Here is an 18,589-nt window from a genome sequence, read left to right on the forward strand (position 1 = left end):
GCGCCCTCATTTCATCAGGACAAAATCGATACCAGTGATCTCACAGAAGATTCTGATCTCTTCCACATAGTCCCCATAGACACCGTGGATGTGGTTCGAAGAATACTTCGACAGAAACTCGTCTATCGGTGTTTCCATCTTCAAAAACGCGTGTGGCCAGTTGTTCTGTATGCTGTCTGCTATCTCGTAGTTCTTCTCCTCTCCAAAGTCCACAAACTCTCCAGGAACGACTGTGAACCTGTATCTTCCATCTTCCCTTGTGAGTCTTCCGAGTGTCACCCTTCCAGGAGCTGCTATGTGTTTCACCGCAGCTCCCCCTGCCGGGAAGTAGAAAGTCTGTGGATAGAACTCTACCTTCTTCATGTTTTCATCTGGATCGAACGATCTGGCCGCAAAGTATGTGGCGTGGTTTCCTGAGTTGCACAGGTCCAGTATGTTGTATTCTTTTACGTAGTGCCTCACGTCTGCAAAGAGCACCGGTGTTTTTGCAATCAGTTTGAATATCTGCATCGTGAGTGCACCGTCAGAATCTGCTTCTGTTGCACACACGATCGGCTCGTGCTTTCCTTCCCAGTCGTAGGGATCGTTCAGGAAGGCCTCTGTCACATCCATGGTGACGAAGTGTTCTGTGAGTTCGAGCTGACCCTTTATTCCAACAAAGTCCAATTCCATCTCCTCTACGATCTCTCTTACAGCATGGTAACTCTTTATCTGAAGTTCGAGCTTCTCAGGTGTGAGATACTTCCCATCGTAATGTACAGCTTTTGCCTTCTCTTCTATCCACAACCTTCCCTTCCTTGCTCTCTCGTCCGGTATCGACTGGCTCCTTCGAACGATCTCAAACTGGTCTATGTGTTCCACATCCACTCCAAAGATCTTGTTCCACAGATCTACGTTCGGTACCGCCGTGTACATCCCCATCGACCTTCCACCGAACATACCGTATCTTTGTCCTCTCAACTTCTTGTACGCACTTCCTGCCCTGATGAACGCCAGAACTTTTCTGAGAACTTTTTCGTCTTCTATGTCTCCCCACATCCTGTAGTGTTTCGTTCCATCCTGTTCCAGTGCTCCCGCTGCAGAAAGCATCGCCACCATCCCAGGATACTGGGGATTTATGTTGGAAAAGAGAAGAAAAGGCCCCGGTGCAAATTTGCTAGCAAGTACTGTAAAATGTGGAAACGCCCACACTGCGTAGTTGAATATCGTCACCTCTGCCCCCTCTTCTGCCAGCCTTTTTGCTTCTTTTTTCACTATCGATGGTTTCCACACGACTTCTTTTGCCCTGATGACCTCCACTTCACCTGTCTCTTCCAGTGTTTTTGCTATTTTGTCTTCGAAACCCCTCACGATTCTTTCCAATTCTTTGTGTACGTATTCTCTTCCATCGGAAAAACTGATGAGTCCTACTCTGTATTTTTCCTTCATTCTTCCACCGCCTCTAGGACAAGGGTTATGCTGTCTGTTTCAAGAAGTTTTCGTGGAACAAAGATTTCTACATTTTCTCCTGCGTTGTTGAATTTCACTCTTTCACCTGTCAGAAAATGCCTTACCGTTCCCGACAGAATGAGGTCTCTGATCACAACTTTCTCCCCATCTGGAATTCCAAGAAAGATGATGTAGTACCTGTTGTTCTTTCTGGTGAAACGAATTTCCATACCTTCTTCTGTTTTCGCACAGCATTTTCTCCAGACAGTGGTACCGTATATCACATCGCCGTACTTTTCAAGCCATTCTCCAAGGCCAAGGAGTCTTTCTTTCTGAAGATCGGGAATGGTTCCGTCTCCTTTTGGACCTACGTTCAAAAGAAGATTTCCACCTTTACTCACCACATCCACCAGTGTGTGCACGAGTTGCTCAACAGAGAGCATGTGTTCTGGGCCTTCGTTTTGGTTGTAGCCAAAGGAAAGCCCTATTCCCCTTGTGAATTCCCATTTGTAACCTGGTAGATCTTCTGGATAGTTCACATGGTATTCTGCCGTTTTGAAATCCCAGTGCGGGACACCCCACCTGTCGTTCACCACACCTTCTGGATGTTTGTTGTAATAGTAAGTGAAGAGATATTTCAAATCTTCTTTGCCCTTCTCGGGCCAGCCCATATCGTTCCAGAGAACGTCGGGCAGATACAAATCTATGAGTTCCATAACCTGTTTGTATGCGTAGTCTGCATATTCATAGGTGTTGGGTCTTATGTAGGAGAAATCCTCAGGATACCTTATCGGCTCGGTCGTAAAGCGCCAGTCCAGACCACCGGAGTAGTACACTCCGAATCTCAAGCCTGCTTTCCTTACGGCCTTTGCGAGTTCTCCTATGAGGTCTTTCTTTGGACCTCTCTTTACAGCGTTGAAATCCGTGTATTTTGTTCCCCAAAGGCAGAATCCATCGTGATGCTTCGTGGTTGGTATAACGTATTTTGCACCCGCTTTCTTGAAAAGATCCGCCCATTCCTGTGGGTCCCATTTTTCAGCTGTAAAAAGATCTGCAAAACGCTCATATTCAAAATCTTCACCGTAGGTTTTCACATGATATTCCCAGGTGGGGCTTCCCTTGATCCTGAGTGAATTTTCATACCATTCGGCGTACGGGTTCTGAAAAAACCACACATCCATCGGTACCTTTCCAAGTTCTCCCGTGGGTGTTGCCCAGCCAGGGACAGAATGGATCCCCCAATGGATGAAAATTCCAAACTTTGCCTCGTCAAACCATTTTGGAAGCACGTGTTCTTTCAGTGATTCCCAATAGGGTTTGTAGCGGGGTTTCATTGCTCATCACCTCTTTGTTACAGATCGTACCTCTGAACGATCTCCTCATATTTCAATCCATCGTGTATGATGGATTTTAAAGCCGTTAGAACTTCCTCCATGTTTTCTCTTTGGCACACGTTTCTTCCGAAAATCACCCTTTTTGCATCTGACTTCATCGATTCCTGGACTGTTTTCAGAATCTGCTTCAGATCATCCGACTTTGGCCCTCCCAGCATAAAGACGGGAACATGGAACCTATGAATTATACGAGAAAGACGGTCTTCTCCCAAGAACTGAATTTTCAAAATGTCCGCTTCCATCTCCACAGCTATCCTTGCAGGGGATTCTATGAGGTCAGAATCGCTTTTTCCTGAAGAATTATCCCCCCACAGAACCGGCTCGACCATCAACGGCATATCCCATCGCTCACACTCTTCGATGGTTTCAACAATCACCTGAACAACCTCAGATCGTGTGCTCTTTTCTAATCTCCATGGGAAAAGAACCTTCACATCATCTACTGCCTTTTTCACTGCCTGCTCCACAGAACTTATCAACTTATGGGCGAATACTTTTTCAAATTTTCCTGGAGTAGATGAACCCACTGGGAAATCTATTGTCAAAATTCGATCAGGGACATTTTTTCCCTCGAACAAGTGTTCCGTCAACTTCGCTATACCGGGACTCAACAGAACTCCATCCACACCACAGGATATCACTTTCTTTAAAGTTTTCACAGGATTTTCCAATCACTTTGCATTTCCAAATATTAGGCCGTGATCTAGAGCAACGATTAGAGATCTATCGGATTTCGGGTTTAAAAATGAGAATCTCATCTCTTTTTAAAACCCGTAAATTCTGTTTCTGAGTTTTAGATATTCAAGGTATTTTTTCTGGAAATAATCATTTTTATCTGGCTGGAAATGCTCGTACTCAAAGTTCTTCGAAGTTTCCTTGAAAAACTCTCCCCAGTTCTTCTGGCTAGTCTTTGCGATCATGGCTATCATGGCAGCACCAAGGGCAACACTCTCATGGACAGAAAGGACCTTTACAACACTGCCGAAGACATTTGCTTTTACCTCCAACCACTCCCTTAGTTGACTGCCACCGCCCGTTGCCACAATCTCATAGTCTTTCAATCCCAGTTTCTCGAACTCATTCAGACAGCTTCTCATTTCAAAAGCAGTTGACTCAAGAACAGCTGAGATGATAATATCTCGATCATCTGTATCTTTCAAGTTAAAGAACGCTCCACCGATCTCTTCCTTGTTGAACATACCACGAAGATAGGGAAAGAAAAAGACTGTGTTCTCTTGATACCTAAACGTTCTGAAAACAGAGTAATCCTCTTTGAGAATTTTGTTTAGAAGCCAATCGATACAGAACCCACCTGTGGGAAGTCCTGTGAGAAGATAGTATTTACCGGGGATACAGTGAAAGCCAGCCTAAAATATACTCGGAGCCTTTTTCAAGTACTCTTTTAGAGTTTCTTTGCTAACTGTCCAGAGTACAGCCTCTGTCGTACCGGAGGAGTCCAACACCTTGGTTTCATCGTGAACACCAGCAGCATAGGAAGCGGTTATATGATCCTGCCCAGCTGTGGTCACAACTGTGTTCTTTGGAAGACCAGTTTCTTCAGAAATCTCTTTTCTTATTCTTCCTCGAAGGACACCACTATCGACAACCTCTGGAAGATGCTCTTTCGGAATGCCAGATGCTTCCACCAGTTCTTCATCCCACTTCCCGGTAAGTATATTCATCAAAAGTGTTCTTGAGGAGTGTACCCTATCCATCGCGACGTTTCCCGTCAACAAAAAGGCTATTAAGCTTGTCACATCGAGCCATTTGTAAACTCTCTGGACCAGTTCTTCGTTTTTTTTGTAGAACCTCTTCATTTTGAAAACCGAGTATATCCATGAAGGCCACAATCCTGTTTTTTTGAATATCACATTTGATGGAACTCTTTTTAAAAACTCTCTGTACTCTTCCTGCACGTTCTTGTTGTACCACATCATCCCATCCTGTAGTACTTCTCCATCCTGCGAAATTGGAAACACCGTTTCCCCAAGTGAAGAGATACCGATAGCTTTTATCTTCTTTTTTATCTCCTCAGGAATCTCTTTGAGAGATCTCAATATCCTTTCAAAGAGCTTTTTTGCTGACAAAAGATCCCCCTCTTTGCTGGAAATCACCGGAGTTTTGAATTTTCTCAAAAACACAATTTTGAAATCATCATCGAACACCAGAATCTTTGTGTTGGTTGTCCCCACGTCTATCCCACAGTGCACGAACAGTCCCTCCTATCCTTCAGAGGGCAAAAATCCCTTTCATCAACGCCTTTTTATGAAACGACAGATACTCTCTTACTCCGTTGAGATCCAGTCGGTCGGTGACGAGTTTTTCAAAAGGGAACTCCCCCGATTCTATGATCTTCACCGCTTCTTTCATGGTGAACGGGTTGAGATAAGAGCCCAGAATTTTCATCTCCTTTCGATAGATCTCAAACGGTGAGATATCGACTGTTTTGTCCTTTGCTATGACGCCAAACTGAAGAAACATTCCTCCCTTTCCAACATGATCGAAACACACCTTGAAACCCTCTGCTGTTCCAGAACATTCGACGGCAAGGTCGTATTCACCTTTCGGTTCATCCACCCTCAACTCAAACGTTTGAGTGACGAATTCTGCCCGTTTTTCGTCCCTCTCTGAAAGGACAATCTCTGCACCTGGAAAGATCTTTTTGAACATCAAACCAAAGATCACACCTATACTGCCTGCCCCCACTATGAGGATCCTGTCGAAAAACCCGTGCTTTACCATCTTCACTCCTTCGAGAACGCAGGAGAGTGGTTCTGCAAACACCGCCCTCTCCACCGGTACATTTTCCAAGGGATAAACCTGCGAATTTTCCACAAGAACGTACTCCGCAAAACCACCCGGTTCTGTTACTCCCGTTGCCTGAAGACGCTCACAGAACTGAGGCATACCCTTTCTGCAGTACTCACACTCTCCACAAGCCCTGTTGGGATCTATCACGACCATCTGGCCCTTTTCAAAAGCATCGGACTTTTCGACAACACCTGCAATTTCATGCCCTGGAACAACCGGATAGTTCGCGTTCGTTTCTCCTGAGAAAATCTTGTAATCAGTTCCACAGATACCACAAGCAAGGACTTTCACAAGTGTTTGTCCTTTTCCAGGAACGGGCGTTTCCAGATCCACAACCTTCGAATCACCAGGACTTTCTATAAGAAGTGCTTTCATAACTTCCCCTCCTTACCAGACGGTGTACTCTCCATCTATTACAAGATCGTGACCGGTCATATAATCCGAGGCAGGACTTGCAAGAAAATGGTTTCTCCTCCCGGCACCGATTGTTTCAACACAATATTAACACACTACGATTGAATTCGCGTAAGTATAATTGAGTTAAAGAATACGCTTCTTGAACACAGGAGGTGTAAGGTGAATGAGCGTTCTCTGTACCGGTGAGATCCTCATAGACTTCATCTCGGAAGACAAAGGGAAAAATCTTTCTCAGAGCGAGCTCTTCAGAAAGAAAGCAGGAGGTTCTCCTCTGAACGTTGCCGTTGCACTTCGAAGACTGGGAAGGCACGTTTCTTTTCTTGGGAAACTCGGGAAAGACCAGTTCTCCTCGTTTCTCCTCGAAGTGATGAAAAAGGAAGGCATAGACACAACACACGTGGTTGTGGATCCTTTCTGCAAAACAACACTTGCCTTTGTAGCAAGGGACGAGATGGGAAACCCGGATTTCGTCTTCTTCAGGGAAAATCCGGCGGACACAAATTTGAGACCTGAAGAGGTGAAAATCAACCCGGAGGATTTTTCTTTCCTCCACATTGGATCTTACTCCCTCGCTGTGGAACCTTCCCGCAGCACCTATTTGAAAGTGATGGAAAAATTCCTCAAGGCGAGAAAGCCTGTCTCGTACGATCCGAACGTGAGGGCATCGCTGATAGAAGATAGAGAGTCGTTTGTCAAAGATTTTCTTGAGATCTCATCTAAAGTCGACATCGTAAAACTCAGCGACAAAGATCTTGAATACATCTTCCAGGAAGATCTGGAGACTTCTGTTGAGAAGATTCCGATAAGAGAAGATGCAGTGCTCTTTGTAACAATGGGAGAGAAGGGATGTCTTGTGAAGTTCAAGGGAGAAAAGCGTCTGGTACCTTCCTTTAAAGTGAAACCGATCGATGCAACAGGATGTGGTGATTCCTTCACAGCCGCTTTGATACATAAATACCTGGAGAAAAAGCCAGAAACGATTGAAGATGCCGTTGAGATGGGAAGGTTCGCAAACGCCGTTGCGGCCATCGTTATCACGAGAATAGGTGGGGTGGATGCGATGCCCACGTTAGATGAAGTCGAAACCTTTCTATCGAACCAGAAACGTTGAGTTGATATTTTATTAACCAAAAACCAACCAAAATTTCTAAAAATTCCCAGTCGGCTCTTAAAGAAGATGAGAGAAAATAGCCTCTGGGAGGTGGAAAGATGAAGATCTTTCTGGACACGGCAAATCTAGAGGAGATCAAAAAAGGTGTCGAATGGGGTATCGTCGACGGAGTGACAACGAATCCCACGCTGATCTCAAAGGAAGGTGCCGAGTTCAAGCAGAGGGTGAAGGAAATCTGTGATCTGGTGAAGGGACCTGTCTCCGCAGAGGTTGTTTCCCTCGATTATGAGGGCATGGTGAAAGAAGCAAGGGAACTTGCCCAGCTCAGTGAACACGTTGTGATCAAGATACCCATGACACCCGATGGGATCAGAGCGGTGAAGACACTCTCCGCAGAAGGTATCAAGACGAACGTGACACTCGTGTTCAGCCCGGCACAGGCCATTCTTGCAGCCAAAGCAGGTGCAACTTACGTGAGTCCTTTCATTGGAAGGATGGACGATCTCTCGAACGATGGAATGAGAATGCTTGCAGAGATCGTTGAGATCTACGAAAACTACGGTTTCGAAACAGAGATCATCGCTGCAAGCATCAGACACCCAATGCACGTGGTGGAAGCTGCTCTCATGGGTGTGGACATCGTGACGATGCCTTTTAATGTCCTTGAGAAGCTCTTCAAACATCCGATGACAGACCTTGGTATAGAGCGTTTCATGAGCGACTGGAAAAAGTACTTGGAGAACCTGAAGAAATAAAAAGCCCGCTTCTGGCGGGCTTTTTTCATGCAAGCCACATGTTGTCTATGTGCACGACCACCTTGCTTCCCTCGTAGCCCAGTATCTTCTTCAAATCAGAACTTCTATGGCCAGATATCCTCTCAAGATCCGATGAGGAGTAGTTCACGATCCCGCGGCCCACAAGTTCCCCTTTTTCGTTCAGTATCTCCACCACGTCTCCTACATCGAAGTTTCCTTCAACACGAACAACACCGACGGGAAGCAGACTCCCCCCGCTCTTGAGAGCCTGTTCTGCTCCCTCGTTTACGTATATTTTCCCGGATGGTTCCGAAAGAAAGGCGATCCATGCCTTTTTCGCCCTCAGTCGCTCCCTGGGTTCAAAGACCGTGCCAACGGATTCTCCTCTCACAAACCTGGTGAGGTTGGAGAGATCGTTTCCGTTGCAGATCGTCACCTTCACTCCACACTTTGAAGCCATCAAAGCGGCTTCTATCTTGGATCTGATTCCACCTGTTCCCCAGCTACTTTTTCCAAGATCCTTCAACTCCACGGATTCGTCGAACCTTTCGACGAGTTTTCCTTCTTTGTCTATAACTCCGTCCACCGTTGTGAAGAGTACAAGAATATCTGCATCCCACGCTATCGAAAACATCGCGGCGAGTGTGTCGTTGTCACCGAGCGTGATCTCCTCGGTCGCAACGGTGTCGTTCTCGTTCACTATCGGCACAACGTCGAACTCAGAAAGCCCTATCAGCGTGTTTCGGAGGTTCAGGTACCTTTTTCTGTCCGAGAAGGTGTCCCTTGTGAGCAGGATCTGTGCGATCTTGATGTCATAAAAGTCGAAAGCGTTCTCGTAGACCTTCATGAGTTGCACCTGTCCCACCGCACAGAGAGCCTGCTTTGTGTGAAGATCCTGTGTTTTTTTCCCCTTTCCAAGATAAGTAAAGCCCGCTGCGCGGGCACCAGAAGTGATGATGGCAACTTCGTGTCCCTGTTCTTTCAGGTGAGCGATCTCACGACAGAGTTCTGCGATGTAAGATTTCTTCAGACCAGAACTTCCAACAAGAAGGTTGCTTCCGACTTTCACGACGATCTTCATATCATTCCCTCACATGATAGTCACCGAGAACAACGAACTTGTACGTGGTGAGTTCTCTGAGACCAACCGGTCCTCTTGCGTGAAACCTCTGGGTGCTGATTCCAATCTCTGCACCAAAACCGAACTGTCCTCCGTCCGTGAATCTGGTGGAAGCGTTCACATAGACCGCCGCAGCGTCTATTTCTGAGACGAATTTCTTTGCGTTCGAGTAGTTCTCCGTCAGGATCGACTCCGAATGACCCGTGGAGTATCTCTTTATGTGTTCAATCGCCTCATCCACGTCCCTGACCACCTTCACCGCGATGATGAGATCCAGATACTCAGTGGACCAGTCCTCCTCCGTTGCAGGGATCACGTCCGGCACAATTTCTCTTGTCTTTTCACAACCACGAACTTCAACTCCGTGCTTTCTAAGTTCCCCCACGATCACAGAAAGGAATTCTTTTGCTATCTTTTCGTGGACAAGGAGTTTCTCAGCAGCGTTACAGGTGCCAGGTCTCTGGGTCTTGGCGTTGATGATGACAGGGATCGCCTTCTTCAGATCGGCACTCTCATCGACGAAGATGTGACAGTTTCCAACCCCTGTTTCCAGGACGGGAACGGTTGCGTTGTCCCTGACGAAGCTGATGAGACCATACCCACCGCGTGGAATAACAAGGGAAAGATACTCTCTGAGGCGAATCATTTCAAGAACGAGTGATCTGTCCGTGTTCTCTATGAATTCGATGGAACTTTCCGGAATTTCAGACTCCCTGAGCGCTTCCTTCATAGCGGAAACGATGGCTTTGTTCGAGTTCAGGGCATCGGATCCCCCTCTGAGAAGGATCGTGTTTCCGCTCTTCAGGGCAAGGATGGATGTCTCTACGGTGACGTTTGGTCTTGACTCGTAGATGATCCCTATGGGGCCTATGGGTACCCTTACCCTTGCGATTCTGAGACCGTCTTCCCTCACCCAGGAATCGATCACCTCTCCGACGGGATCCTTCAAACTGATCACCGTCTCGCACGCCTTTATCATCTCATCGATCCTCTTGTCGTTCAAAGCAAGCCTGTCCACCAGAGACTCCTTCACACCACGCGCACGTGCATTTTCCACATCTATTCTGTTTGCCTCGAGGATATCTTTTCTTTTTTCGTCGAGCTTTCTGGCGATTTTTCTTATGGCATCGTTTTTCTTTTTCGTCTCCGCATTTCTCAGAACGTCCCAGGCCTCCCGGACCTTTCTGGCCTTTTCAAGGAGTTCTTCCACAGTCCTCACCCCCTAAACTTTCGGAAAGGTGCCGTGTCTTTTCAGATAGTTCACGATACCATCTTCTCTCAGGATTTCAAGAAGAAACTTCGGTATTGGGTTGAATCTGTACTCTTTGCCGGTAGTGAGATTTTTCAAAACACCATTTTCGAGGTCTATCTCCAGTTCATCTCCCTGGTTGATCTCGTCGACTTCTTTCAACTCTATGACAGGAAGTCCCACGTTGATGGCGTTTCTGTAGAAGATCCTCGCAAAGGATTTTGCCACGATACAGGAAACTCCCGCAATTTTTATGATTCGTGCCGCGTGTTCCCTGGAGGAACCAAGTCCAAAGTTCTTTCCTGCAACTATGATGTCGCCTTTCTGGACCTTTTTTGCAAAGTCCTCCATCGCATCCTCTAAAACGTGCTTTGCAAGTTCTTCGAGGTTGTTTCTCAGATGAAAGTACCTTCCTGGTGCTATGTGATCGGTGGATATGTTGTCGCCGAATTTCCATACCCTTCCCCTTATCATGTTCTACCCTCCTTCAGATGAACCTTCTGGGATCTGCGATGTATCCGGTCACTGCTGTAGCAGCTGCCGTTGCAGGAGATGCAAGATAGATCTCCGCGTTGGGGTTACCCATCCTTCCCTTGAAGTTTCTGTTCTGAGTGGAAAGAACCCTCTCTCCATCTCCGAGAACGCCCATATGGATTCCCACACAAGGACCGCACCCCGGCGGAATGATAGCAGCACCGAGTTCTACGAACTTTTTGATGATTCCCCTTTCAAGGGCATCCATGTACACTTTCCTCGAAGCCGGCCCGACGATGAGTCTCACATCCGGATGTTTTCCATGTTTTTCCAGAATCTTCAGGGCAATCTCAAGGTCCTGAAGCCTTCCATTGGTGCAGGTACCTATGAACACCTGGTCTATCTTTATTTTTTCTTTTTCTACTTCACTCACCTTTTTCACGTTGTCCACATAGTGAGGCAGAGACACAAGGGGTTCAAGAGAAGACGCGTCTATTGCCAGTTCCATCTCGTAGGTTGCATCCGGATCTGCCTTCAGTTCTCTGAAGTCCTCCTCTCTTCCCATTCTTTTCAGAAATTCCCTTGTTTTTTCATCGGACGGCATGAGCCCTGCCTTGGCCCCGACTTCCACTGCCATGTTGGAGATGGTGAGTCTATCTTCCACATCCATGTTTTCGATGCAGCTTCCATGGAACTCGAGCGCTTTGTAGGTCGCCCCATCGCTCCTCAAGATGCGTGCAATCTCGAGGATGATGTCTTTTGCATAGACCCCTTCTTGAAGCTTTCCTTCTATCACGATCTTTATCGTCTCAGGCACTTTAAACCAGTTCTGACCGAGGCCAAACACGATCGCAACGTCTGTGGAACCCATTCCTGTCCCAAAGGCACCGAGGCCACCCGCTGTACAGGTATGTGAATCCGCACCGGTTACAAGATCTCCTGGCTTCACGTATTTTTCCGCAAGAATCTGGTGGGAAATACCATCTCCCGCATCGAAGACGGTAACTCCCATCTCTTTGCCGAACTCTCTCATCAATTTCTGTGAGTTTGAAAGCTCTTTTCTCGGACTTGGAGAAGCGTGATCGATGAACAAAAAGGCCTTCGGAACCTTCACCTCTTTGAAACCGAGTTCCCTGAACTCTTTTATCATCAAAGGACCGGTTCCATCCTGGGCCATGGCCACATCCACCTTGGCGAGGACGATCTCTCCAGCCCTCACATCCTTTCCAACGTGTTCGGAAAAGATCTTTTCTGCCATCGTCTTACCCATTCTCATCCCTCCGCTCGATGGGAATGTATTCGATGTTCAGAGGACCCACATATTCACTCGTTGGCCTGATGAGTTTGTTGTCACTCACATACTCGATCACATGGGCCGTCCAGCCCACGACACGCGCGGTAGCAAACAGGGCGGTGAACATGTTCCTTGGAAATCCGAACTCCTCAAACAGGATACTGGAGTACAGATCCACGTTGGGATATATGTTCTTTATCCTGTTTGAAACTATGTAATCTTCAAGTTTACTGGCAATTTTGAAAAGCCGGCTGTCCTGAAAATGCCTCTGTAGAACCTTTTTCAGGTAGACCGCCCTTGGATCGTACGTCCTGTAGACCCTGTGTCCAAAACCCATGATTTTTCTTTTCTCTTTCAGGCACTTCTGAACGAATTCTTCTACCCTGTCTTCACTGCCGATCTCCTCCAGCATGGGTGGAACCTTTTCGCTCGCTCCGCCGTGGAGAGGTCCTTTGAGAGCACCTAGAGCCCCTACGATACACGAGTAAAGATCGGAGAGGGTGGAGGCTATCACGAGGGCAGCAAAGGTGGAGGCGTTTATGTCTTGCTCCATCAGGAGAATGAAAGCAGATTCCAGAAGGCGAACCTTTCCGTTCATCTCCCCAAACATCATGTAGTAGAAGTTCTCCACGTGCGACAGATCTTTCCTTGGCTTTATCGGTTCCTCCCCTTTTGAATACCTGTAGTAATACGCGAGAATGGTAGGAAAAACACTTGCGATCTTTATCGCTTTCTCCTTGAGATCTTCATCCACCCCGTCCGTTGAACCGTGTATTGAGAGGAATATCTTCAGAACATCGATGTAGTGAAGATTTCTGGGAAGATGGTAGAGTATGTTAACCGCTTCATCGGAAAGGTCTCTGTACTCTGCCATCTTTTTTTTGAACTTTTCCAGTTCGTTTTTGGTGGGAAGCTTCCCGTACCAGAGCAGGTACGCTGTCTCTTCAAAGGTCGATTTTTCCGCCAGTTCTTCGACCGGTATACCCCGATAGAAGAGTCTCCCGTTGATACCATCCAGATAACATATTGAACTTTTGCATATCTTGACGCCTTCCAATCCTTTTTGTATCAAAATAACACCTCCGTGTTGTATAACTATACACCGGGATGATTAAAAATGAAGGAGGGCTTTGGGAAATTTTATCATACGAATTTGAAGTTGAAGTTAAACCATCACACATAGAAAATCTGGCATTTTAATGCTTTGGTTTGAGAAGAAGATTTAACATTTCCGCAGAAAAATTGGTAGAATATGTTTTGAAGACATTAAGCACGGGGAGGGGTAGAAGTGGCTGAAAGGTTGGGAATACTCGTCGGAGGAGGACCGGCACCTGGTATCAACAGTGTGATCAGTGCGGTCACCATCGAAGCCATAAACAACGGCCTTGAGGTGATCGGCATCTACGATGGATTCAAACATCTGGTGGAAGGAAAAACGAACATGGTGAAAAAGCTCACCATCGAGGATGTGTCCAGAATACACATCGAAGGAGGATCCATCCTCAGAACCTCAAGGGTGAACCCAGCAAAATCCGAAGAGACACTTGAAAAGACCGTTCAGGCTTTGAAAAAACTCGGAATAAAATACCTTGTTACAATCGGAGGAGACGACACCGCTTTCTCTGCAAGCAAGGTGTGTGAAAGATCCAAAGGCGAAATAAAGGTGGTCCACGTTCCAAAGACGATAGACAACGACCTTCCTCTTCCAGAGAACATGCCCACCTTCGGTTTCGAAACGGCACGACACGTGGCGACAGAGCTTGTCTACAACCTCATGCAGGACTCAAGAACAACAGATAGATGGTACTTTGTGGCGATGATGGGAAGAGAAGCGGGACATCTTGCCCTAGGTGTGGGAAAGGCAGCAAGTGCAACGATCACCATCATTCCCGAAGAATTCAGAGAAGGTGTGACCCTTGAGGAGGTGTGCGACGTTCTTGACGGGGCGATCCTGAAGAGAAAACTCATGGGAAGAAACGACGGAGTAGCTATCATAGGTGAAGGAATTGCAGAAAAGATGGATCCAGAAGAACTTGCCAACATTCCGGGAGTGATAGTGGAAAAAGATCCACACGGCCATCTGAGGCTCGCTGAAATCCCACTTGCAACGATCCTGAAGAGGGCCATAGAGAAAAGGTTTGCTGAGAGGGGAGAAAGGATCCGCATCGTCGATGTCACGATAGGTTACGAGCTCAGAAGCGCAAGACCAATTCCGTTCGACATCGTCTACACCAGAACACTCGGATACGGTGCAGTGAGATTTCTCCTTGGAGACTACTCGGACCTTCCAGGTGGCATGGTGTGCGTTGTCGGAGGAAGGATAAAGATCCTGCCGTTCGATGCCTTCATGGATCCGAAGACCGGCAGAACCAAGGTGAGATTGGTGGATGTTCACTCTGAAGATTATAGAGTGGCAAGAAAGTACATGATAAGGCTGGAAAAAAAGGACCTTGAGGACCAAAACACCTTGGAGAAACTGGCAAAACTTGCAAAGATGGAACCGGAAGAATTCAAAAAGAAATACTGGCACACGACAGAACTTCCATGAGCCCCTCCGGGGCTCACTTTTTTTCCAGGATCATACCGTACTGACTCGTGAAGAGCTCGTAGTAAAAACCTCTGTTCTGTATCAACTCGTCGTGCTTTCCCATCTCTACGATCTCACCATCCTTCAGAACGATAATGAGGTCTGCGTTTTTGATCGTGTTCAACCTGTGGGCTATGATGATACTGGTCTTTCCTTCCATAAGCTTCCACATGGCCGACTGTATACTCTTTTCTGTCTTCGTGTCGACGTTGCTTGTTGCCTCATCCAGTATCAGAATCTTTGGATTTGCAAGAAAGGCCCTGGTTATGGCAAGAAGTTGTCTTTGCCCTTGACTCAGATCTTCGCCGTTGTCCGTGAGAACCGTGTCGTATCCCTCCGGAAGGTGCTTTATGAAGTGATCGGCGTGCGTCAGTTTCGCTGCCTCTTCTATCTCCTTATCCGTTGCATCGGGATTTGCGTACTTCAGGTTTTCTTTCACAGTTGTGGAGAACAGTATGGTATCCTGAAGGACGATTCCTATGTTGGATCTCAGAGAGCTTTTCTTTATCCTCTTTATGTCCACGCCGTCGATGAGGATCTGTCCCTCATCCACCTCGTAGAATCTCATGAGGAGGTTCACTATGGTCGTCTTTCCAGAACCGGTGGGTCCCACCAGAGCGACCCTTTGACCAGGTTTTATGTGGAAGGTTATGTTCTTGAGAACGGGTGTTTTTTTGTCGTAGGAGAACCAGACGTTTCTGAACACGATCTCTCCTTTCATATCTTTCAGTTCAATGGCTTCGGGATCATCCTTTTCCTCTTCGAGATCGAGAATTTCGAATATTCTCTCTGCGCTGGCGAGTGCCATCTGTATCATGTTGAACTGGTTCGAAAGTTCGTTCAACGGTCTTGTGAACTGTCTGGAATACCCTATGAAGGTGGCGATCGTACCCACCGTGATCGTCCCTCTGAGGGCGAGCCATCCCCCAAAACCACTGATCAGAGCAAACCCGAGGTTGTTGACCATGTTCATCAGGGGCGGCAGAATTCCTGAGAAGATCTGTGCCCTCGCCCCAACTCTTCTGAGAACTTCGTTCACACGGTTGAACTTTTCTATTTCCTTTTCCTCGCGGGTGAACAGTTTTATAACGGAAAGCCCGGAGATGTCTTCCTCTATTATCCCGTTGAGTTCACCCAGGACTTTCTGGTTTTCGTAGAAGTACTTCCTTGTTCGGCTGGAGACGATCCTGGTGATCAGAACTGTCAGAGGAACGATGGAGAGTGTTACGAGTGAAAGCACAATATCGACCTTGAACATCATGATCACAACACCGATGAGAGTTACGATCCCGGAAAACACTTGGACAATGCTGTTTCCAAGGACGTTGTTTATGTTGTCCACATCGTTTATGAGTCTGCTCATGATGTCTCCATGGGGTGTTTTATCGAAAAAACCAACCGGTATTCTCTGGAGTTTCTCAAAGAGTTCCTTTCTCATGCGAAAGACAACATCCTGGGAAAGTTTCAGCATGAGTTTTCCCTGAAGCCAGAAGAGAAAAGAAGTGAGCACATAGATTGATCCAAGAACAAGCACGTACTTAGGCAATCGATCGAACGCCCTTGGAACGAAGACCTCATCGATCGTTTTTCCTATCAGGTACGGCGAGAGTATTCCAAGAAAAGAAGACACGGTGACGAAGACAAAGACCAGTGTCAGGGTGAGAACGTGTGGTCTCAGATAACCAAGAAATCTCTTCAAAGTAGCTTTTGGATTCTTTAGTGCCGATTTTTCCAGAACGGGACCGTGTGGACGTCTTCTGATCTCAGGCACCGTTCATCACCCCATTTCCGAACTGGGACTCGTATATTTCACGATAAGGTTTACAGTTCTTCAGGAGCTCTTCGTGAAGGCCAAACCCGGCGATTTTTCCTTCGTGGAGAACCAAAATCTTGTCGGCAAGGAGTGCCGTTGGGATCTTCTGTGTGATGATGAACGTCGTGCACTCTTTTGTGTAGTGTTTTAAACCTCCCAGTATCCTTTTTTCCGTTATGGGATCGACGGAACTTGTACAGTCATCCAATATCAGAATCCTGGGTTTTTTCACGAGAGCCCGTGCTATGGAGAGCCTTTGTTTTTGGCCTCCCGAGAAATTCCTCCCGCCTCTTTCAACGCGAGAATCATAACCTTCGGGCAGACCAGCTATGAAATCGTGTATCTGAGCTATCTTCGCTGCTTCAATGATCTCCTCGTCCGTGGCGTCTTCTCTACCCCACTTCAGGTTCTCTTTCACGGTACCGGAAAAAAGGATGGTCTCCTGAGGAACAACGGATATGTGTTTCCTCAGATCTTTCAGCTTCACCATCTTTACATCTGTTTCATCAACCTTCACACGTCCACGATCCGGATCGATGAGTCTTGGTATGAGGTTCATGAGGGTGGTCTTCCCGGAACCCGTTTCTCCCAGAACGGCGATGACTTCGCCAGGTTCTACAGAGAAGTTCACATCGCTGAGGACTGTCTCTGCCCCTTCGAAGTATCTGAACTCAACGTTTTCAAAAGAGACCTCCCCCTTCGCACTGGAGAAAGCCAGAGCGTTCTCTGCCTCTTCGATTGCAGGCCTTTCGTTCAATACCTCAAGAACTCTCTTTGCCGAAGCACCCGCCCTGACTATGAAGTTGAGTATGTTTCCGATCATCATGAGAGAGAACATGATCTGCATGAGATAGTTCGTGTATGCCATGATGCTTCCTATCTCCATCTGGTTGTTTTTTACCAGGATACCTCCAAACCAGAGAACACCGATCATTCCCATGTTCACTATGAAGATAAAAAGAGGCAGGGCAAAGACGATCAAAGAGAAGGCGTTGACGATGGATCTCTTTAGGGATTCGTTCGCTCGTTGGAAGTTTTTATTTTCATGTTCTTCTCTGCGAAATGCTCTAACTACTCTGATTCCCATGAGGTTTTCTCTCACAACTCTGTTTACTTCGTCGGTGCTCTCCTGTATCTTCCGAAAGAGAGGACTTCCTTTTCTGGTGAGCCACACGAAAAGAAGAATTATGGGTGGTATCAGAAAGAGCAATATAGAAGAAAGTCGGGCGTTGATGGACACTGCCATCACTATCCCACCCACAAAGAGCAAAGGAGCCCTCACAACGATCCTGAGAAGCATCATCACCAGATTTTGAAGCTGTGTGACATCGTTGGTGAGACGTGTGATCAGAGAAGATGTATGAAACTTGTTCACGTTGGAGACAGAAAAACTCATCACCTTCTTGAACAAATCTTTCCTCAAGTCAGCACCGAAGTTCTGGCTGGCGTAACTTGCAAAGATGGTGCAGCCAATTCCCCCAACCGCTCCGATCAGAGCTACTATCAGCATCAGAATTCCTGTTTTCAAAACCACGGAAAGATCTCCTCGAGCTATTCCTTCGTCGACGATGCGTGCCAGAAGAGTTGGTTGTGAAAGATCACATATCACTTCCACGACCATGAAAAGGGGTGCAAGAACGGCGAACAACCAGTAAGGCTTAAGGTAGCGTGCAAGCGTTCTCATTTCTCATTCTTCCCTCCGTAAACGATGCTGTACACCTTCTTTTCGAACTCTTCCGTGATCTGTTTCAGCTTGCTTCTCTGGTCTGAACTCAGGTTCTTCACGTTCTTGAAGATCACATCCATCACATTCCTTATGGAAGATCCGCATATTTCGGAAAACATCCTGAACCTTTCGGCAAACTCCAGTGCTTCTTTTATCTCCTTTTCATGCTCTTTCAGAAATTTTCTTCCTTTCTCACTCAAGCGGTAGATCTTCTTTTTTCCCTCTTCGTGTGTCTCTATGTATCTCTGTTTTCTGAGGGAAGAAAGAACAGGATAGAGGGCACCAGGACTTGGAGGCTCTGCCCCCATGATCTGAGAAATCTTCTTCATTATGTGGTATCCATGCGATGGCTCCTGAGAGATAACATGAAGAACCAAAAACTTAAGGTGTCCTTTGATATCTCGCATGAT

At 46.8% G+C, this 18,589-nt stretch carries 17 protein-coding genes; 3 read left to right on the forward strand and 14 right to left on the reverse strand.

Features of this window, described 5'->3' with window-relative positions:
• Positions 1-6 precede the first annotated feature (6 nt).
• From AS006_RS00630 to AS006_RS00650, 6 genes are all read right to left on the reverse strand, one after another.
• Positions 7-1,428, reverse strand: a complete 1,422-nt coding sequence (locus tag AS006_RS00630; protein WP_101512456.1) for an L-fucose/L-arabinose isomerase family protein — start codon at positions 1,426-1,428, stop codon at positions 7-9.
• Positions 1,425-2,762: an alpha-L-fucosidase gene (locus AS006_RS00635; protein ID WP_101512457.1), complete on the reverse strand. Its 1,338-nt coding sequence runs from the start codon at positions 2,760-2,762 to the stop codon at positions 1,425-1,427. The genes AS006_RS00630 and AS006_RS00635 overlap by 4 nt, the downstream gene beginning before the upstream one ends.
• Before the next feature lie 17 nt (positions 2,763-2,779).
• Complete coding sequence (locus AS006_RS00640; protein WP_255408699.1) at positions 2,780-3,481, reverse strand: class I fructose-bisphosphate aldolase; 702 nt, start codon at positions 3,479-3,481, stop codon at positions 2,780-2,782.
• A gap of 105 nt (positions 3,482-3,586) precedes the next feature.
• Positions 3,587-4,174, reverse strand: a complete 588-nt coding sequence (locus AS006_RS09525; RefSeq protein WP_255408700.1) for an FGGY-family carbohydrate kinase — start codon at positions 4,172-4,174, stop codon at positions 3,587-3,589.
• A 15-nt stretch (positions 4,175-4,189) separates the two neighbouring features.
• Positions 4,190-5,032: an L-fuculokinase gene (locus AS006_RS09530; RefSeq protein WP_233185571.1), complete on the reverse strand. Its 843-nt coding sequence runs from the start codon at positions 5,030-5,032 to the stop codon at positions 4,190-4,192.
• Positions 5,033-5,051: 19 nt separating this feature from the next.
• Entirely contained in the window at positions 5,052-6,008 is a 957-nt protein-coding gene (locus AS006_RS00650; RefSeq protein WP_101512459.1) for a mannitol dehydrogenase, read from the reverse strand.
• Between the two features lie 205 nt (positions 6,009-6,213).
• On the opposite strand from AS006_RS00650, the gene AS006_RS00655 reads away from it, so the two are divergent.
• Entirely contained in the window at positions 6,214-7,161 is a 948-nt protein-coding gene (locus AS006_RS00655; protein WP_101512460.1) for a carbohydrate kinase, read from the forward strand.
• A gap of 98 nt (positions 7,162-7,259) precedes the next feature.
• Positions 7,260-7,916 carry a fructose-6-phosphate aldolase gene (gene fsa / locus AS006_RS00660; protein ID WP_101512461.1) on the forward strand — a complete coding sequence of 219 codons (657 nt, stop codon included), beginning with the start codon at positions 7,260-7,262 and terminating at the stop codon, positions 7,914-7,916.
• A 25-nt stretch (positions 7,917-7,941) separates the two neighbouring features.
• Here the strand turns inward: fsa and proB are convergent, their stop codons facing one another.
• Genes proB through AS006_RS00685 form a run of 5 tightly spaced genes read right to left on the reverse strand, consistent with a single transcriptional unit; the run spans position 7,942 to position 13,125 of the window.
• Positions 7,942-8,997, reverse strand: coding sequence for a glutamate 5-kinase (gene proB, locus AS006_RS00665; protein WP_101512462.1), 1,056 nt, complete (start codon positions 8,995-8,997; stop codon positions 7,942-7,944).
• A gap of 1 nt (position 8,998) precedes the next feature.
• Positions 8,999-10,246 (reverse strand): glutamate-5-semialdehyde dehydrogenase, encoded by a 1,248-nt coding sequence (locus AS006_RS00670; RefSeq protein WP_101512463.1) that lies wholly within the window; start codon positions 10,244-10,246, stop codon positions 8,999-9,001.
• 12 nt (positions 10,247-10,258) lie between these two features.
• Positions 10,259-10,759: a 3-isopropylmalate dehydratase small subunit gene (locus tag AS006_RS00675; protein WP_101512464.1), complete on the reverse strand. Its 501-nt coding sequence runs from the start codon at positions 10,757-10,759 to the stop codon at positions 10,259-10,261.
• 13 nt (positions 10,760-10,772) lie between these two features.
• The gene (locus tag AS006_RS00680) at positions 10,773-12,029 is read right to left on the reverse strand and encodes a 3-isopropylmalate dehydratase large subunit (RefSeq protein WP_101512465.1); all 1,257 of its coding nucleotides are present in this window, start codon (positions 12,027-12,029) and stop codon (positions 10,773-10,775) included.
• A complete protein-coding gene (locus AS006_RS00685) occupies positions 12,022-13,125 on the reverse strand; it encodes a citrate synthase/methylcitrate synthase (protein WP_101512466.1) in 1,104 nt (367 codons plus the stop codon). The genes AS006_RS00680 and AS006_RS00685 overlap by 8 nt, the downstream gene beginning before the upstream one ends.
• Positions 13,126-13,341: 216 nt before the next feature.
• On the opposite strand from AS006_RS00685, the gene pfp reads away from it, so the two are divergent.
• On the forward strand, positions 13,342-14,601 hold the full coding sequence (gene pfp, locus AS006_RS00690; protein ID WP_101512467.1) for a diphosphate--fructose-6-phosphate 1-phosphotransferase: 1,260 nt from the start codon (positions 13,342-13,344) through the stop codon (positions 14,599-14,601).
• A 13-nt stretch (positions 14,602-14,614) separates the two neighbouring features.
• On the opposite strand, the gene AS006_RS00695 is transcribed toward pfp, so the two are convergent.
• Genes AS006_RS00695 through AS006_RS00705 form a run of 3 tightly spaced genes read right to left on the reverse strand, consistent with a single transcriptional unit; the run spans position 14,615 to position 18,586 of the window.
• Positions 14,615-16,411: an ABC transporter ATP-binding protein gene (locus AS006_RS00695; protein ID WP_101512468.1), complete on the reverse strand. Its 1,797-nt coding sequence runs from the start codon at positions 16,409-16,411 to the stop codon at positions 14,615-14,617.
• Positions 16,404-18,137: an ABC transporter ATP-binding protein gene (locus AS006_RS00700; protein WP_101512469.1), complete on the reverse strand. Its 1,734-nt coding sequence runs from the start codon at positions 18,135-18,137 to the stop codon at positions 16,404-16,406. Before AS006_RS00700 ends, AS006_RS00695 begins: the two co-directional genes overlap by 8 nt.
• Positions 18,134-18,586 carry a PadR family transcriptional regulator gene (locus AS006_RS00705; protein WP_101512470.1) on the reverse strand — a complete coding sequence of 151 codons (453 nt, stop codon included), beginning with the start codon at positions 18,584-18,586 and terminating at the stop codon, positions 18,134-18,136. The genes AS006_RS00700 and AS006_RS00705 overlap by 4 nt, the downstream gene beginning before the upstream one ends.
• Between the last annotated feature and the right edge of the window lie 3 nt (positions 18,587-18,589).

This window comes from Thermotoga sp. SG1 (assembly GCF_002865985.1).
Lineage (GTDB): Bacteria > Thermotogota > Thermotogae > Thermotogales > Thermotogaceae > Thermotoga.

Bases quoted from the DNA above. Each gene is read 5' to 3' on its own strand.
- AS006_RS00630 (WP_101512456.1), bottom strand. From the start codon at position 1,428: ATGAAGGAAAAATACAGAGTAGGACTCATCAGTTTTTCCGATGGAAGA.
- AS006_RS00635 (WP_101512457.1), bottom strand. From the start codon at position 2,762: ATGAAACCCCGCTACAAACCCTATTGGGAATCACTGAAAGAACACGTG.
- AS006_RS00650 (WP_101512459.1), bottom strand. From the start codon at position 6,008: ATGAAAGCACTTCTTATAGAAAGTCCTGGTGATTCGAAGGTTGTGGAT.
- AS006_RS00655 (WP_101512460.1), top strand. From the start codon at position 6,214: ATGAGCGTTCTCTGTACCGGTGAGATCCTCATAGACTTCATCTCGGAA.
- fsa (WP_101512461.1), top strand. From the start codon at position 7,260: ATGAAGATCTTTCTGGACACGGCAAATCTAGAGGAGATCAAAAAAGGT.
- proB (WP_101512462.1), bottom strand. From the start codon at position 8,997: ATGAAGATCGTCGTGAAAGTCGGAAGCAACCTTCTTGTTGGAAGTTCT.
- AS006_RS00675 (WP_101512464.1), bottom strand. From the start codon at position 10,759: ATGATAAGGGGAAGGGTATGGAAATTCGGCGACAACATATCCACCGAT.
- AS006_RS00680 (WP_101512465.1), bottom strand. From the start codon at position 12,029: ATGGGTAAGACGATGGCAGAAAAGATCTTTTCCGAACACGTTGGAAAG.
- AS006_RS00700 (WP_101512469.1), bottom strand. From the start codon at position 18,137: ATGAGAACGCTTGCACGCTACCTTAAGCCTTACTGGTTGTTCGCCGTT.
- AS006_RS00705 (WP_101512470.1), bottom strand. From the start codon at position 18,586: ATGCGAGATATCAAAGGACACCTTAAGTTTTTGGTTCTTCATGTTATC.